The 16,252-nt window shown below is 60.4% G+C and carries 16 protein-coding genes; 7 read left to right on the forward strand and 9 right to left on the reverse strand.

Annotated features, from left to right (window positions below; genetic code table 11):
- Positions 1–4: 4 nt before the first annotated feature.
- From moaD to QA648_RS04350, 4 genes are all read right to left on the reverse strand, one after another.
- The gene (gene moaD / locus QA648_RS04335; protein WP_104825044.1) at positions 5–259 is read right to left on the reverse strand and encodes a molybdopterin converting factor subunit 1; all 255 of its coding nucleotides are present in this window, start codon (positions 257–259) and stop codon (positions 5–7) included.
- Positions 259–846 (reverse strand): CDP-diacylglycerol--glycerol-3-phosphate 3-phosphatidyltransferase, encoded by a 588-nt coding sequence (pgsA, locus tag QA648_RS04340; RefSeq protein WP_104822586.1) that lies wholly within the window; start codon positions 844–846, stop codon positions 259–261. Before pgsA ends, moaD begins: the two co-directional genes overlap by 1 nt.
- A 211-nt stretch (positions 847–1,057) precedes the next feature.
- Positions 1,058–3,100: an excinuclease ABC subunit UvrC gene (uvrC, locus tag QA648_RS04345; RefSeq protein WP_283049868.1), complete on the reverse strand. Its 2,043-nt coding sequence runs from the start codon at positions 3,098–3,100 to the stop codon at positions 1,058–1,060.
- Complete coding sequence (locus QA648_RS04350; RefSeq protein ID WP_283049870.1) at positions 3,097–3,864, reverse strand: SDR family oxidoreductase; 768 nt, start codon at positions 3,862–3,864, stop codon at positions 3,097–3,099. The genes uvrC and QA648_RS04350 overlap by 4 nt, the downstream gene beginning before the upstream one ends.
- A 360-nt stretch (positions 3,865–4,224) precedes the next feature.
- Between QA648_RS04350 and QA648_RS04355 the strand changes: the two genes are divergently transcribed.
- Positions 4,225–4,857, forward strand: coding sequence for an outer membrane protein (locus QA648_RS04355; RefSeq protein WP_104822589.1), 633 nt, complete (start codon positions 4,225–4,227; stop codon positions 4,855–4,857).
- Between the two features lie 71 nt (positions 4,858–4,928).
- Here the strand turns inward: QA648_RS04355 and QA648_RS04360 are convergent, their stop codons facing one another.
- Entirely contained in the window at positions 4,929–5,771 is an 843-nt protein-coding gene (locus tag QA648_RS04360; RefSeq protein ID WP_283049871.1) for an oxidoreductase, read from the reverse strand.
- Positions 5,772–5,895: 124 nt separating this feature from the next.
- Between QA648_RS04360 and QA648_RS04365 the strand changes: the two genes are divergently transcribed.
- The gene (locus QA648_RS04365) at positions 5,896–6,798 is read left to right on the forward strand and encodes a LysR family transcriptional regulator (protein ID WP_104822591.1); all 903 of its coding nucleotides are present in this window, start codon (positions 5,896–5,898) and stop codon (positions 6,796–6,798) included.
- Between the two features lie 11 nt (positions 6,799–6,809).
- Here QA648_RS04365 and QA648_RS04370 read toward each other — a convergent pair whose 3' ends face one another.
- A complete protein-coding gene (locus QA648_RS04370) occupies positions 6,810–7,406 on the reverse strand; it encodes a glutathione S-transferase (RefSeq protein ID WP_283049874.1) in 597 nt (198 codons plus the stop codon).
- A gap of 24 nt (positions 7,407–7,430) precedes the next feature.
- On the reverse strand, positions 7,431–8,282 hold the full coding sequence (locus tag QA648_RS04375; protein ID WP_283049876.1) for a 23S rRNA (adenine(2030)-N(6))-methyltransferase RlmJ: 852 nt from the start codon (positions 8,280–8,282) through the stop codon (positions 7,431–7,433).
- A 63-nt stretch (positions 8,283–8,345) separates the two neighbouring features.
- Here QA648_RS04375 and QA648_RS04380 point away from each other — a divergent pair, with 63 nt between their 5' ends.
- The 3 genes from QA648_RS04380 (at position 8,346) to QA648_RS04390 (ending at position 12,408) form a co-directional block, all read left to right on the forward strand.
- Positions 8,346–10,487, forward strand: coding sequence for a molybdopterin oxidoreductase family protein (locus QA648_RS04380; protein WP_283049878.1), 2,142 nt, complete (start codon positions 8,346–8,348; stop codon positions 10,485–10,487).
- Positions 10,484–11,077, forward strand: coding sequence for an NUDIX domain-containing protein (locus QA648_RS04385; RefSeq protein ID WP_104822595.1), 594 nt, complete (start codon positions 10,484–10,486; stop codon positions 11,075–11,077). Before QA648_RS04380 ends, QA648_RS04385 begins: the two co-directional genes overlap by 4 nt.
- A 161-nt stretch (positions 11,078–11,238) precedes the next feature.
- Complete coding sequence (locus tag QA648_RS04390; RefSeq protein WP_104822596.1) at positions 11,239–12,408, forward strand: alpha-D-ribose 1-methylphosphonate 5-triphosphate diphosphatase; 1,170 nt, start codon at positions 11,239–11,241, stop codon at positions 12,406–12,408.
- Between the two features lie 11 nt (positions 12,409–12,419).
- On the opposite strand, the gene purN is transcribed toward QA648_RS04390, so the two are convergent.
- Positions 12,420–13,097, reverse strand: a complete 678-nt coding sequence (gene purN, locus QA648_RS04395; RefSeq protein ID WP_104822597.1) for a phosphoribosylglycinamide formyltransferase — start codon at positions 13,095–13,097, stop codon at positions 12,420–12,422.
- Complete coding sequence (gene purM / locus QA648_RS04400) at positions 13,094–14,167, reverse strand: phosphoribosylformylglycinamidine cyclo-ligase (RefSeq protein WP_283049880.1); 1,074 nt, start codon at positions 14,165–14,167, stop codon at positions 13,094–13,096. The genes purN and purM overlap by 4 nt, the downstream gene beginning before the upstream one ends.
- 221 nt (positions 14,168–14,388) lie before the next feature.
- Between purM and QA648_RS04405 the strand changes: the two genes are divergently transcribed.
- On the forward strand, positions 14,389–15,519 hold the full coding sequence (locus tag QA648_RS04405; RefSeq protein WP_283049882.1) for an AI-2E family transporter: 1,131 nt from the start codon (positions 14,389–14,391) through the stop codon (positions 15,517–15,519).
- 1 nt (position 15,520) lies between these two features.
- Positions 15,521–16,234, forward strand: a complete 714-nt coding sequence (gene hdaA, locus QA648_RS04410; protein ID WP_283049884.1) for a DnaA regulatory inactivator HdaA — start codon at positions 15,521–15,523, stop codon at positions 16,232–16,234.
- Positions 16,235–16,252 lie beyond the last annotated feature (18 nt).

The following is a 16,252-nucleotide window of genomic DNA, read 5'->3' on the forward strand; positions in this document are numbered from 1 at the left end:
GTCGTCACCCACCCGTCATTGGCGGGAACAACCCAATCTCGCGCGCTCCGGCAATCGGTTCGTCATGATCGGCATGTTCCATATCGATGGCGACGCGGATCGCCTCGGGAAATTGAAGCGCCGTCTCGTATTCCTCGCCCAAGCTCTTCAAATGATTCAGGAGATCGCCGACGGTGATCACTTCGGCGGGGAGCGAAATCTCTTCTTCACCCTTGCCAATCCGCTCACGTACCCAGGCGAAATAGACGAGCTTCGTCATCATTCCTCATCCACCACATGCTTCAAGCCGGCGCGGAAATAATCGTAGCCGGTGTAGATGGTCAGCAGCGCTGCGACCCAGAGCAGGACGATGCCCATCTCCGTCGTATAGGGTATCACCTTGTCGCCGGCCGGCCCAGCCAGCAGGAAGGCGATGGCGACGAGCTGCGCGGTCGTCTTCCATTTGGCGATGCGCGTCACCGGCACGCTGACCTTCAGCGCCGCCAGATATTCGCGCAGGCCCGAGACGAGAATTTCGCGGCAAAGGATGATGATGGCAGCCCAGAGCGACCAGCCGGCGATCGTGCCGTCGGCAGCGACCAGCAGCAGGATCGCCGAAACCAGCAGCTTGTCGGCGATCGGATCGAGCATACGGCCGATATTCGACGTCTGATTCCAGATGCGCGCGAGATAGCCGTCCAGAAAGTCGGTGATCGAGGCGATGATGAAAATCCACAGCGCCACCCAGCGCGCGAAATCGGACCCTTCCAGTTTGCCTTCGACGAAGAAGCACAGGACGATCAACGGCACGCAGAGAATGCGGCCATAGGTGAGCAGATTGGGAATGCTATATGCGCGCGAAGCCATGGAAATCGTTTCGTTTCAGTTGTTTCGCTGGACTAAAATGGCCTTCCCCCAAGGCGTCATCTCGTTCCAGCTATTTGATTTAGCATGATCTTATCCAAAAACCGTCCCGCACCTCTTGAGATCATGCCTTAGATGGCGGTTTGAGGAGCTTGCCGTCAATATTGTTTCTGTTTTTTCACCGTCATTGCGTGGAATTTGCGACCAGCTTTTCTTATTTCGCGGCGTCCTCGTGAAAATGGTTATAGACCTGCCGCGCCACGGCTTCGGATATGCCTTCGACGGCCATCAGGTCGGATAGGGCCGCGCGCGACACGGCTTTTGCGGTGCCGAAATGCTGCAGCAGCGCCCGCTTGCGCGAAGGGCCGATGCCGCCGATTTCGTCCAGCGGGTTTTTCACCATTTCCTTCTTGCGGCGTGCTCGATGCGAGCCGATGGCAAAACGATGGGCCTCGTCGCGCAGGCGCTGGATGAAGTAGAGCACGGGATCACGGGGCGGCAGGGTGAAGCTCTCGCGGGCGGGCGCAAAGAAGCGCTCGCGTCCGGCATCGCGGTCGACACCCTTGGCGACGCCGATGGCGATGACGCTGTCGGTAATTCCGAGCTCCTCGAGAATGGCGCGCACCGCTGTCATCTGTCCTTGGCCGCCATCGATGAGGATGACGTCCGGCCAAGCGGGGAAGGGCTGATCCGCAGCGTCAACGGCTGCGCTCTCCGTATTCGGGCTGCGGTCCGGCTTGCCCTCTTCCTTCAGCAGGCGAGAAAAGCGCCGGGTCATGACTTCGCGCATCATGCCGAAATCGTCGCCGGGCGTGATGTCGGTCGATTTGATGTTGAACTTGCGGTATTGGCCTTTGACGAACCCTTCCGGCCCAGCCACCACCATACCGCCAACCGCATTCGTGCCCATGATGTGCGAGTTGTCATAGATCTCGATGCGTTGCGGCACATAGGGAAGCTGGAATGTCTCCTTGAAGCCTTCGAGCAGCCGCGATTGTGAGGCGGTCTCGGCAAGCTTGCGGCCATGCGCTTCGCGGGCATTGGCAACGACGTGATCGACGAGGTCGCGCTTCTCGCCGCGCTGCGGCACCAGGATCGTGACCTTGTGCCCGGCCTTTTCGCCGAGCGCTGCTGCCAGCAGCTCGATTTCCTCGACCGTCTCCGATAGCAGGATCTGCCTCGGCACCGGCTTGTCGTCGTAGAATTGCGCCAGAAACGCATTCAGCACTTCGGCGCCGGAAAGCGACGGGTCAGCCTTCGGGAAATAGGCGCGGTTGCCCCAGTTCTGCCCGGTGCGGAAGAAGAAGACCTGGATGCAGGAAATGCCGCCCTCGTGATGGATGGCAAAGACGTCGGCTTCTTCGACGCCGGCGGGATTGATGCCCTGATGGCTTTGCACATGCGACAGCGCCGCCAGCCGGTCGCGATAGACGGCGGCGCGCTCGAAATCGAGATCCTCAGCGGCAGCGTTCATCGCCTCCGCCATATGGGCTTTCACGTTCTGGCTCTTGCCGGAGAGAAAGTCCTTCGCCTCCTGCACCAGCTCCGCATAGCCCTCATCGCTGATCTCGCGGGTGCAAGGCCCTGAGCAGCGCTTGATCTGATAGAGCAGGCAGGGTCGGGTCCGGGTCTCGAAAACGCTGTCGGTGCAGGTGCGGATCAGGAAGGCGCGTTGCAGCGAATTGATGGTGCGGCCGACGGCGCCCGCTGACGCGAAGGGGCCGAAATACTCACCCTTGCGGGCACGCGCGCCGCGATGCTTGAAGATCGCCGGTGCCCGGTGATCGCCGGTGATGAGAATATAGGGAAAGGACTTGTCGTCCCGCAGCAATACGTTGAAGCGCGGCCGTAAGCGCTTGATCAGATTCGCTTCCAGCAACAGCGCTTCGGTCTCGGTGCGGGTGGTGACGAACTCCATATTGGCGGTTTCGCGCACCATGCGGGCGATGCGGTTGGAATGCACGCGGCCCATCGCATAATTGGCGACACGCTTCTTCAGGCTGCGCGCCTTGCCGACGTAGAGAACGTCGCCGGCTTCGTTGAACATGCGATAGACGCCGGGATTGTTCGGCAGGCGCTTGACGAATTCGGCGATCAGTTCAGCGCCCTGAAGGCCGGTTTCGTTCTTGCCGCCTTCGTTCCAGTCGACGGGCGCGACGGGGGAGGCGCCAGCATCGCCTTCTACCTCGATGTCGTCTTCAATGTCCTCTGATTCGTCATAGAGAATGCCGCCGTCGGGCAGCTTTCGTCCGTTCATTCCATGCTCTCCGACACATCAGGCGTTTCCCAGGCAAGATGCTGGCCGCCATCGAGCGCTATCATTTGGCCCGTGATCGAAGGCGTGTCAAAAAGAAAGCGGACGGTGCGACCGAATTCCTCGAGGCCGGGCGCAGCCTTCAATATGAGACCATCGATCTGCGCTTGGAAGTCCTCTTCCGTCTGTCGGACGCTGCGCACCGTCGGACCGGGGCCGATGGCGTTGACGCGGATGCGCGGCGCAAAGGTCTGCGCCATCGTCTGGGTCGCCGTCCACAGGGCGGCCTTCGACAAGGTATAGGAATAGAAGCGTGGGTTCAGCGCCCAGACGCGCTGATCGACAATGTTGACGATCAACCCCGGGATGCCGTCCGGAAGCTGCCGCACGAAATCCGCGGCGAGGATGGAGGGCGCGCGGACATGCACGGCAAAATGCGCGTCGAAGGCTTCGGCGTCGAAGTTGTCGGCGGAATCACCCTGGAAAACGGAGGCGTTGTTGACCAGCAGATCCAGCGGTCCAAGCTCCGAAACGGCCCTTTCGATCAGCGTCGATGTTTCCGCCGAATTTTGCAGGTCGGCCTTGATCGCAATTGCCTTTCTGCCCTGTTGCCGCAATTTCGCCACGACTTCGGTTGCCTCGGCGAACGATTGATTGGCATGCAGCGCCACCGCAAAGCCGTTAGCCGACAAATCCTCTGCGATTGCCCGGCCTATTCTTTTTGATGCACCTGATATAAGCGCTGTGCGTAGTTTTTCCTGGCTCAAGATGCTGCCTTTTCGTCGCCATTACCCAACTGGCACTCATATAGGTCGTCGATACACCATATGAAAAGATGCTTCTGCACGGAGATCGGCAGCGGCGACCTATGTAAAACTTCAGTTATATTTCGATTAAAATAAGTATACATGCTTTAACCAATCATTATGGTTAACAATTCCTCTGTTGCGCTCAAGCAACATCGAAATTCAGCCACCTCTGTGCCACAATGATATCATATTTTAGCTCTTCGAATTCCTCATTTGCATTCCAATTTCAGTCCCGATCCGGGAGGGACATCTTGTAATTGCTCGTGGTGCTTCGAGGTCATCAGTAGACGAAGAACACGGGACTGAAAGGAGAAAAGTATGCGTACTCTCATCACGACCCTCATGGTCTCTGGTTTCGCTCTCGGCGGCTTCACCGCGGCTCATGCAGCCGACGCTGTGGAGCAGGTTCCGCAGCCGCCCGTCGCCCAGGAGGCTCCGCCGGTTGTCAACAACTGGGCCGGTTTCTACATCGGTGGTGCTGGCGACTGGAATGCCGGTCACTTCAACCACAACGGCAACTCCTACGCTTTCGGCGGTGAGGCTTTCACCGGCTACAACTGGCAGCAGGGCCAGATCGTATATGGCGTTGAAGGCGACCTCGGCTACGCCGACTCCGACTCGACCCGCAATGGCCTTACCGCCAAGAACGGCGTAAACGGCTCGGTTCGCGGCCGTATCGGTTACGACTTCAACCCGTTCATGCTGTACGGCACTGCCGGTCTGGCAATCGGCCAGAACAAGCTCGAGGACGCTACCTCGTCTGAAAGCAAGACGGCTGTTGGCTACACGGTCGGTGCAGGTGCTGAAACCTTCATCACCAACAACATCACGGCTCGTCTTGAGTACCGTTACACCGACTACGGCAAGAAGGACTTCAACCTCGACTCCGGCAGCTTCTCGCGTGGCTACGACGAGCAGAGCGTCAAGGTCGGTATCGGCGTCAAGTTCTAATAATTTGATGGCATAATCTGACAAAAGCCGGGGTTATCGCCCCGGCTTTTTCCGTTTCGTGGTTCTGATATTTACGCGGCGTCCTTCGGGAAGTCCGTCGAGACGGCCAGTTCGCGCCAGTTGGCTAGTTCCTTGACGACGTATTCATTCTTGGTCTCGATCACGCCGACCGTATCGGAGCCGAAGGGCATGCGCAGCGGCGGGTTGGCCGAATGTGCAAGCGTGATCATCGACTTTGCAAGCCGTGCCGGATCGCCGGGCTGGCCGTGGTTGTGACCGGCGGCGAAATCGCGCATCGCACCGGCAGGCGTGTCCTTGTAGTCGCCAATCGAGCTCGGGCTGACGGCGAGCGAGCTTTCGTCAAGGAAGTCGGTCCGGAAGAAGCCGGGTTCGACAACCGTGACCTTGATCCCCAGCGGCTGCAGTTCCGACGCCATTGCCTCGGACAGAGCTTCGACTGCGAATTTCGTTGAGCAATAGACGCCCCAACCGGCAAAGCTCTGGTAGCCACCGACCGACGACATGTTGATCACATGGCCGGAACGTTGGCGGCGCATGTGCGGAAGGATGGCGCGCGTGACCTTCAGCAGGCCGAAGACGTTGGTGGCATAGATCTTCTCGATTTCTTCGGCTGTAGCCTCTTCAACTGCACCCAGCAGGCCGTAGCCGGCATTGTTGAGAAGAATGTCGATCCGGCCGAAGCGCTTGACGGCTTCTGCAGCCGCTTCATGGGCCTGTGCCTCGTTCGAAACGTCGAGGGCAACGGGCAGGAGGTTCGGATGATTGCCGAACTTTTCCGCAAGGCCTGCGGGGTTGCGGGCCGTGGCGACAACGGCGTCGCCGGCTTTGAGGGCTTCCTGAGCTATGAGGGCGCCGAAGCCGCGGGATGCACCCGTAATGAACCAAACGCGCATGACTTTCTCCTTTCGTGGGGTTGCAATTCCGTGCGTGGAATTTGCTTGCAGGGGAAAGATAGCTTGATGGCTCTGATGAGGTAATCTATCTTCTCCTCCTTGAAGTGCTGAGAAAATCTCATCAATGCGGCGCATCCGTTCAACCGATCTGGCAATTTTCCTGGCGATTGCCCAACACCGCAGCTTTCGCAAGGCTGCGGTTGAACTCGGCGTGACGGCTTCAGCGCTCAGCCATTCGCTGCGGGCGATCGAGGAACGGCTGGACGTGCGGTTGGTCAATCGCACCACCCGCGGCGTCGGCTTGACGGAGGCCGGCGAGCGCCTGTTCGAGCGTATCCGCCCGGCCTTCCTCGATATCGACGACGCGCTCGAGGATCTCGATAAATTTCGCGGCCAGCCCTATGGCAAGCTGCGTATCAACGCCCCGCGCCCTGCCGCCAAGATGGTGTTGTTGCCGATCGTATCGCGGTTCCTGAGGGCTTATCCCGCTGTCGAAATGGAAATCGTGGCGGACGATGCGCTCGTGGACACGGTTTCCGGCGGCTTCGATGCCGGCGTGCGGTTCGGCGAAAGCATCGCCGCCGACATGATCGCCATCGCCATCGGCCCCCGCCAGCGGACTGCGATCGTCGGTTCGCCCGAACATTTTCAGCGTTTCGCCAAACCGGTCACGCCGCATGATCTGAAGGATCACCCGTGCATCCGCTATCGTTTCCCGAGCGGCACCTACTATCGTTGGGAATTCGAACGCGGCGGCATTGAGCTGGAGATTGAGGTACAGGGGCCGCTGACGCTCGGCGACCTCGACATGATGTTCGAAGCCGCCGTCAACGGCTCCGGTCTTGCTTTCATGTTCGAGGATCTCGCGCTGCCGGCTTTGAAGGATGGCCGGCTGATCCGTGTGCTGGAGGACTGGTGCCCCTATTATCCCGGCTTCTTTCTCTATTATCCAAGCCGCCGGCAGTTGCCGACCGCCTTGCGCGCCTTCGTCGATTTCATCAAAATCGACAGTTCGCGCCAGGGCTAAGAGGGACGCCGTCAGGCCCGCGGCTTCATAGCCTGATAGTCCGGAAAGTGCTTTTCGAACTTGCGTGCCCAATCGATAAGGTCAGCATGGTCCGCTTCCCACTGTCCCTCGAAGCGCAGTTGCAGATAGCCTATCATGGACGCTAGAGCGAAATGCCCGCCATGCAGTTTCTTGCCGATCTTCGGCGGTTCGGCGTTGAGGTGGGCGAGCGCGCGGCTCACTTTCGTCCACTGCCGGTCGATCCATGGCTGATGCTGCTTGTCCTGATCGCGCAAGCGCCGCTCGTAGACGATCGACAGGAGGCAGTCATTGGTGCCGTCGCAAAGCGCTTCCAGCACCTCGGCGTCTATGCGTTTGCTCTCCTTGGCAGGATAAAGCGTCTTGCCCTTCAGCCGATGGAAATAATGCATGATCGCGCGGCTGTCGAAGATCGACACGCCGTCTTCCGTCAGCAGCGTCGGAATCTTGCCGAGCGGATTGTTGTCGACCAGCAGGGCCGGACCGGCATTGGTGTCGACATGGATTTCGGTGAACTCGATGCCGAGATGGCGGGCTGCCATCCGCACCTTGCTGGAGAAGGGGGAAGCGGGCGAGCAGAGAAGCTTCATGGGATCACCTGGGCGAAAGAAATATCATTGTTCGCCGCGCAGCCAGAAGGCGCGCTGCGAGGCGAAGCGGTCCTGCGCCAGCATATCCTTCAGGGCCGGCAGCAAGGCATGCAGCTCGTCCTTCAGCGTAAATGGCGGATTGACGATAATGAGGCCGGAGCCGGTTAGTCCGGTGAAGCCGCGATCGCTTTTGACCGTCAGCTCGGCGCAGAGCATCTTCGGAATCTCCAAAGCCTGCAATGCCTCATGAAAAGCCTTGATCGGTGCATCCTTCTTGAGCGGATACCAGAGGCAATAGGTGCCGCCGGGAAAGCGGCGCCAGGCTTTCGCAAGTCCGTCCGCCAGCCGCTCATATTCGCCGTCTTCTTCGAACGGCGGATCGACCAGCACGATGCCGCGCTTCTCCTTCGGCGGCAGATGCGCGCCGAGCGCCAGCCAGCCGTCGAGCTCGGTGATGCGCGCATGGTGGTCGCCCTCGAATAACCGATGCAGCCGCTGGAAATCCTCCGGATGCAGCTCCATCGCCGATAGCCTGTCCTGTGGGCGGAACAGCATGCGGGCAAGCTTCGGCGAGCCCGGATAGAACCGCAGGCCGCCCTCGGGATTGAGTTCGCGGACGGCGGTCAGATAAGGCTCCAGCAGATTGGCCACTTGCGGCACAAGTTCGGCTTTCAGCAGCCGGCCGATACCATCCAGCCATTCGCCGGTCTTCTGCGCCTCCTCCGAAGAGAGATCGTAGAGCCCGATGCCTGCATGGGTGTCGAGAACACGGAAAGCCTTGTCCTTGTTCTGCATGTAGCGGATGAGACGGGCTAGTACCGCGTGCTTCAGCACATCGGCGAAATTGCCCGCGTGGTAGATATGCCGATAGTTCATTGTCGGTGAAGTCCGCATGAATTGTTGCGATGGGCCAGATTATGCCTTTTGGCCGGACAAGGCATGAAATATACAAACGGCATGAACATTGCGACCCCCATTCACGCCAAATCCCCGGTCGGCCACACGGCCTGTCCGCACGACTGTCCCTCCACCTGTGCGTTGGAGATCGATCTGACGGAGGACGGCAGGATCGGCCGCGTGCGTGGCGCGGGCGATCATTCCTATACCGCGGGCGTCATCTGCGCCAAAGTCGCCCGTTATGCCGAACGGCTTTACCATCCGGACCGGCTGATGAAGCCCTTGCGCCGCGCCGGGGCGAAGGGAGAGGGCCAGTGGCAGGAACTCTCCTGGGACGACGCGCTGGACGAAATTGCCGATGCTTTCGTCAAGGCTGAGGCTAAAGACGGCAGCGAAGCGATCTGGCCCTATTACTATGCCGGCACCATGGGCTGGGTGCAGCGCGATTCCATCAATCGGCTGCGCCATGCCAAGCGCTATTCCGGTTTCTTTTCCTCGATCTGCACAAACCCCGCCTGGACCGGCTTCACCATGGCGACGGGCACGCTGCGTGGTCCTGATCCGCGCGAGATGGGCCGTACCGATTGCGTGGTTATCTGGGGGACAAACGCGGTCGCGACCCAGGTCAATGTGATGACCCATGCCGTGAAGTCGCGCAAGGAGCGCGGTGCCAAGATCGTCGTCATCGATATCTACGACAATCCGACGATGAAACAGGCCGACCTGGCGCTCATTGTCAAGCCGGGCACGGATGCTGCGCTCGCCTGCGCCGTCATGCACATCGCCTTCCGCGACGGTTATGCCGATCATGCCTATATGGCCAAATTTGCCGACGATCCGGCAGGTCTCGAAGCGCATCTCAAGACGAAGACGCCGGAATGGGCGGCTGCGATCACCGGCTTATCCGTCGATGAGATCGAAGCCTTTGCCAAGCTGGTCGGCACGACGAAGAAGACCTATTTCCGCCTCGGCTACGGCTTCACCCGCCAGCGCAACGGCGCGGTCGCGATGCACGCGGCAGCTTCCGTCGCCACCGTGCTCGGCTCCTGGCAATATGAGGGCGGCGGCGCCTTTCATTCCAACAGCGATATCTTCCGCATGGACGCGAGCGAGCTGACCGGCCGGTCGATGCTGGACCCGGATATCCGCACGATCGACCAGTCGCAGATCGGCCGGGCACTGACCGGCGATGCCGTCGCTTTGCGCCATCGCGGCCCCGTGACGGCGATGCTGATCCAAAACACCAATCCGGTGAACATCGCGCCGGAACAGCGGCTGGTGAAGCGCGGCTTTGCGCGCGACGATCTCTTCGTCGCCGTGCACGAACAATTCATGACCGATACTGCCGAGATGGCCGATATCGTCATCCCGGCCACCATGTTCGTCGAGCATGACGACATCTACCGCGCCGGCGGGCAAAACCACATCTTGCTTGGCCCGAAGCTGGTCGAGCCGCCGCCGACGGTGCGTAGCAATCTCTTCGTCATCGAGGAACTGGCGAAGCGCCTCGGCGTCGCCGATCGTCCCGGCTTCGGATTTTCGGCCCGCGAGATGATCGACCGCATTCTGGAGCGAAGCGGTCTGCCCGATTACGATCATTTCCTCGAACACAAATGGTTCGATCGTCAGCCGGCTTTCGAGGATGCGCATTTCCTCAATGGCTTCGCCCATCCCGACGGCAAGTTCCGCTTCCGTCCCGATTGGATCAACCAGCCGGCTCCGAACCGGCCGCCGGAAGCTGTCGGCCTGCTCGGCCCTCATGTCGCGCTGCCGGAGTTTCCGGATCAGGTTGACGTCATCGAAGTTGCCGATCCCGATCATCCATTCCGGCTTGCCACATCGCCGTCGCGCAATTTCTTGAACTCGAGCTTCGCGGAAACGAAGACCTCTCGCCAGAAGGAAGGTCGCCCGGAAGTCATGATCAATCCCGCGGATGCCGCAGCGCTGGACATCGCTCATGGCGACCTCGTTCAGCTCGGCAATCTCAGGGGCGATATCCGCATTCATGCGCGCATCACGGCCGAGGTGAAGCCGGGCGTGCTGATCGCCGAAGGCCTATGGCCGAACAAGGCGCATGTGGACGGTGAGGGGATCAATGTTCTGACCGGCGCCGATCCTGTTGCCCCCTATGGCGGCGCGGCTGTTCACGACAACAAGGTCTGGCTGCGCAAGGATAGAGCATGAACAAGTTCGACGAGGCGAAGGCCGAGATCGTCAGCGAGAAGACGCTTTCGGACCAATGGACGCGGCTCAGCAGCTTCGACATCGACTACACGGATTCGACGGGCGAGACGCATCGGGTGAAGCGGGAAATCTATCACCGCACGCCTGCCGCCTGCATTCTGCTCTACGACCCCAAGCGCGAAACGGTCATCCTCGTGCGGCAATTCCGCCTGCCGGCCCATCTCACCGGCTTTCCAGCCTGGATGATCGAGGTACCCGCCGGCTTGCTCGACGGTGATCATCCGGAAGAGGCGATCCGCCGCGAGGCAATGGAGGAAACCGGCTTCCGCGTCCGTGATGTCCGCTTCCTGTTCAAGGCATTCACCTCGCCGGGCGCTGTTACCGAGATCATTCATTTCTTTGCTGCTGTGGTCGATACGACGGACCGCATCGGCAACGGCGGCGGGCTTGCCCACGAACATGAGGATATCGAGGTGCTCGAAGTGCCGCTCGCCGAAACCATGGCGATGATCGAAGCCGGCGAGATCTACGACGCCAAGACGATCATGCTGTTGCAATGGGCGATGTTGAACAAGGCAAGCCTGAAATAGCCTGAAATAAGACCGTTCGGCGGTGCTTAATGGCTGCCAAAATCAGCGTCGCAGCTTTCATTATGATGTCACGAATCGCGACTACCGAGGGGCGCTCGCCGGAAAGGTCCGGTCCACAGCCATACCTTCAAAACGATTGACGCTATTTCAGGAGAAAGCCGATGTGGCTCAGCAATTTCACGCTCGTTCTTCCCGATGAAGTCGTCGATCAGGGGGCTATCCGCATCGAAGATGGCGTGATCGCCGAGATCCGGTCCGAACCGGTGGAAGCTGCGACATTCGATGGCGGCGGACGGCTGCTGATGCCGGGCTTTGTGGATCTGCATGGCGATATGATCGAGCGCGAAATCGCTCCGCGGCCGAATGCGACGATGCCGATCGATTTCGGTATCCATGAACTCGACAAGAAACTCGCCGCCGCCGGGGTCACCACCGCCTATGCCGCCGTCTCCTTCGCCACAGAAAGTGTCTATGGCCATGTCCGCTCGCTGGAGACCACCTCGGCGGTGATCAAGGGCATCAACAGCCTGCGTGATCACCTGCTGATCGACCACCGCGTTCATGCTCGCTACGAGATCACCAATGTCGGCGCGGCGCCCACGTTGGAGCGGCTCCTGGAAGATGGTGTCGTCGATATGGTCTCGCTGACGGACCATACGCCAGGGCAGGGGCAATATAACAATATTGAAGCCTATCTTCTCAGCATGTCGGAGCGCCGCGGCATCACCCGTGAAGCGGCCGAGGAAGTGCTGGCCCGGCGCATCGCCCTGCGACAGGATCCGGATATCGAGCTGAAACTGCGCGATATCATCGGCCTAACCTTGAAGCACAAGCTGTCGCTCGCCTCGCATGACGATGACAGCGCCGAAAAGGTGGCCGAAATGTTCGATCTCGGTGTCACGATCAGCGAATTCCCGGTGACGCTACCGGCCGCTGAAGAGGCGCGCCGTCGCGGCCTCTGGACGCTGATGGGCGCGCCGAATGCGCTGCGCGGCCAGTCCATGTCCGGGAATCTGAGTGCGCTCGATGCGGCCGGCGCTGGCCTTCTCGGCATCATCGCTGCCGATTATCACCCGGCCGCTTTCGTGCCGGCCATTTTCAAGATCGCCGAGGTCGCCAGTGGTGGTCTACCGGCAGCCGTGGCCATGGCGACGGCTGGTGCCGCGCGCGCTGCGGGGCTCACGGATCGCGGCGAGATCGCCGTCGGCCAGAAGGCCGATCTGGTTGCCGTCGAGCACGGTGCTGTTCACCGCATCCGCGCCACCTTCCGCAACGGCCGTGTCGTCTACAGCGACGGTACGCTTCATCCCCTGATGGCAATGGCTGCCTAAGGGGAAAACGGCTAGATCTGATCGATATCACCGAGCAGTGAAATGATCTGCGGGGCACGGGCAACGGGCGTCTTGGTGGCAGCAATTGCCTTGCCGTCTTCCATGCGCACCTTGCCCTCAGCCAGCAACCGAAGCGACTGCGGATAAAGCTGGTGCTCGATCGTGAGTACGCGGGCGGCAAGCGTTTCGGCTGTGTCGTCGGTCAGCACCGGCACGGCTGCCTGGCCGATCGCCGGGCCTTCGTCCATGCCCTCGGTGACGAAATGCACCGTGCAGCCGGCGATCCGCTGGCCGGCGTCGATGGCGCGTTGATGCGTGTGCAACCCGGGGAAAAGTGGCAGCAGCGAAGGGTGGATATTGATGATCCGGCCTTCGTGGCGCTGAATGAAGCGCCCGGAGAGAAGACGCATATAGCCGGCGAGGCAGATGATATCGGGTGACAGCGCCTCGAGCTGCGCAAGGATTGCCTCCTCATGGGCCTCCTTGCTGGCAAAATCCTTACGGACGAAGGCGAAGGTAGCAATGCCCTCGGCTGCGGCTTTCGCCAAACCGCCGGCATCCGCCTTATCGGAGATCACACCGACAATTTCGGCTGGATAATCCGAAGCCGCCGCAGCCTTGACCAGCGCCATCATATTGGAGCCGCTGCCCGAGATGAAGACGACGACGCGTTTGCGGCTCGAACTCATATTGCCAGCGTGCCCTTGTAGACGGTGCCGGCAGCGCCTTCGTCGCGGGCGATCATGCGGCCGAGCGTGACGATGCTTTCGCCCTCGGCTTCAAGCGCTGCCTTGACGGCCGCTACATTCTCGGCCGCCACGACAGCGATCATGCCGATGCCGCAATTGAAGGTGCGCAGCATTTCCTTGGCCTCGACGCCGCCTGTCTTGGCGAGCCAGGAGAAGACCGGCGGCACTTGGACGGCGGCCAGATCGATCTCGGCAGCAAGATGCTTCGGCAGCACCCGCGGAATATTCTCCGGGAAACCGCCGCCGGTGATATGGGCGAGCGCCTTGATGGCATGCGTCTCGCGGATCACCTTCAAAAGCGGCTTCACATAGATGCGTGTCGGCGTCAGCAGGGCTTCGCCGAGCGCCTTGCCCTCGGCAAAGGGAGCCGGCGCGTCCCAGCCAAGACCGGAGATGCCGACGATCTTGCGTACCAGCGAAAACCCGTTGGAATGAACGCCGGAGGAGGCAAGACCGAGAATGACGTCACCCTCGGCGATATCGCCGGAGGGGAGAAGCTGCCCGCGTTCGGCCGCACCCACGGCAAAGCCGGCGAGATCGTAATCGCCATCGGAATACATGCCCGGCATTTCCGCCGTCTCGCCGCCGATCAGCGCGCAACCCGCCTCGCGGCAGCCGGCTGCAATACCGCCGACGATCGCGGCACCCTGGTTGGGATCGAGCTTGCCGGTCGCGAAATAATCGAGGAAGAACAGCGGTTCGGCGCCTTGGACGACAAGATCGTTGACGCACATGGCGACGAGGTCGATGCCGACGGTGTCGTGATAGTTCGCGTCGATCGCGATCTTCAGCTTTGTGCCAACGCCGTCATTGGCGGCCACCAGCACCGGATCGGTGAAGCCGGCGGCCTTCAGGTCGAAGAGGCCACCGAAACCGCCGATTTCGCCATCGGCGCCGGGGCGGCGGGTCGAACGAACCGCCGGCTTGATCTTTTCGACCAGCAGATTGCCGGCATCGATATCGACGCCCGCGTCGCTATAGGTCAGACCGTTTTTTCCAGACTGGCTCATGCTTTCGCCTCCGGTGGCCATCATTCCAATTGGAATAATTTTAATCGGGTCGCCATTGCATGACAGGAACCTTTATGCAAGGCGCTAGCGCAGGCAAACCCTCGATTTTCCCCGCTTCACAGCGCTCCAAGGCCGATTTCCGGCCGCAGGCTTGACCATAATTGCGGCGTCATCCTATGTCCTAAGCGGGCGGCAACGGGCGGCGAAGAATGGGGAAGTCGATGGAGCAACAAGTCAGCGGGGCGAGCCTCAAGCGCCAGGTCACCTTCTGGGTGATCGTGCTCGTCCTCTTCATTGTCTTTCTCTATCTCTTCAGCTCGATCCTCTTGCCCTTCATCGCCGGCATGTCGGTCGCCTATTTCCTCGATCCGGTCGCAGACCGGCTGGAAAGGATCGGCCTCAGCCGCTTCATGGCGACGGTGGTGATCCTCGTGGCCTTCGTGCTGGTCTTTGCGCTGGCACTGACGATCTTCATCCCGATCATCATCAATCAGTTCAATGATTTCATTCAACATATACCGGGCTACGTCCAGCAATTCCAGAAGTTCATCTCCCATACGCAGACGACGATGCTGCCGATTTGGATTCGCGATCAGCTCGGTGCCATCAAGGATAATTTCTCCAGCATATTGTCGGATGGGCTGAGCTTTGTCGGCGGCCTGTTCGCGCAAATATGGAGCTCCGGCAAGGCGCTGGTCAACATCATCTCGCTGATGATCGTCACGCCGGTCGTCGCCTTCTATATATTGCTCGACTGGGATCGCATGATCGCCAAGGTCGATGCCTGGGTGCCGCGCGATCACGTCTCGACCGTGCGCGAGATCGCCCGGGAAGTGGATCAGGCGATCGCCGGCTTCATCCGCGGGCAGGGCTCGCTCTGCATTATCCTCGGTGTCTATTACGGCGTCGGCCTGTCGCTTGTGGGTCTGAACTTCGGCCTGTTGATCGGCCTGTTCGCCGGAATGATCAGCTTCATCCCCTATGTCGGTTCGCTCGTCGGCCTGTTTATGGCACTGAGCGTCGCCCTGGTGCAGTTTTGGCCCGATTATCTATGGGTCGGCCTCACGCTCGCCGTCTTTTTCACCGGCCAGTTCCTGGAGGGCAATGTGCTGCAGCCGAAGCTGGTCGGCGAAAGCGTCGGCCTGCATCCGGTCTGGCTGATGTTCGCCCTTTTTGCCTTCGGCGCGCTCTTCGGTTTCGTCGGTCTGCTGGTTGCGGTTCCGGCCGCAGCCGCCTGTGGCGTCCTTGTCCGTTTTGCCCTTTCGCGGTACCTTCAAAGCGACCTCTATTATGGACGCTCGGAAGCCGGCAAGGCGCGCAAAGCCAAGGCCGGCAATCCTGAGAACAAATAGCATGACCGACGCGAAGAATGCTGATTTGAGGCGCAAGCCCGCCGAACAGCTACCCCTGGCTTTTGCGCACGACGCCGCGAGCGGCCGCGACGACCTGCTGGTCGCCCATCCCTTGAGCGCGGCGGTGAAGATCGTCGATTCATGGCCATCTTGGCCGTCGCCCGTGGTCATTCTCGCCGGGCCGGTCGGTTCGGGAAAATCGCACCTTGCCAATATCTGGCGCGAGAGAAGCGGCGCGATCGCTATTCATCCGAAAACCGGCTCCGGCGCAGCCGTGGCGGCGGCGAACGGCCCGGTCATCTTCGAGGATGTCGATCGCCTGGGCTTTGACGACACTGAGCTTTTCCATGTCATCAACAGCGTCAGGGAAAACGGCACGGGCCTGCTGATGACCAGCAGGCTCTGGCCGATGTCCTGGCCGGTGACGCTGCCCGATCTGCGCTCGCGGCTGAAGGCGGCGACGGTGGTTGAGATCGGCGAGCCGGACGAGGAATTGTTGTCGCAGGTGATCGTAAAGCTCTTTGCGGACCGTCAGCTTTATATCGATGACAAACTTGTCCTCTATATCGTCAACCGCATGGAACGGTCCCTGAATGCCGCCCAGTTGATCGTCGATCGGCTGGACCGCCTTGCGCTCGGCCGCGGCACCAGGATCACACGCATTCTGGCCGCTGAAGTATTGAATGAATTGGGTAATTCCGCCCCCGCTGATTGAACGATCGTTGAACTGTCA

Source organism: Rhizobium sp. CB3171, from assembly GCF_029714265.1.
Taxonomy (GTDB): domain Bacteria; phylum Pseudomonadota; class Alphaproteobacteria; order Rhizobiales; family Rhizobiaceae; genus Rhizobium.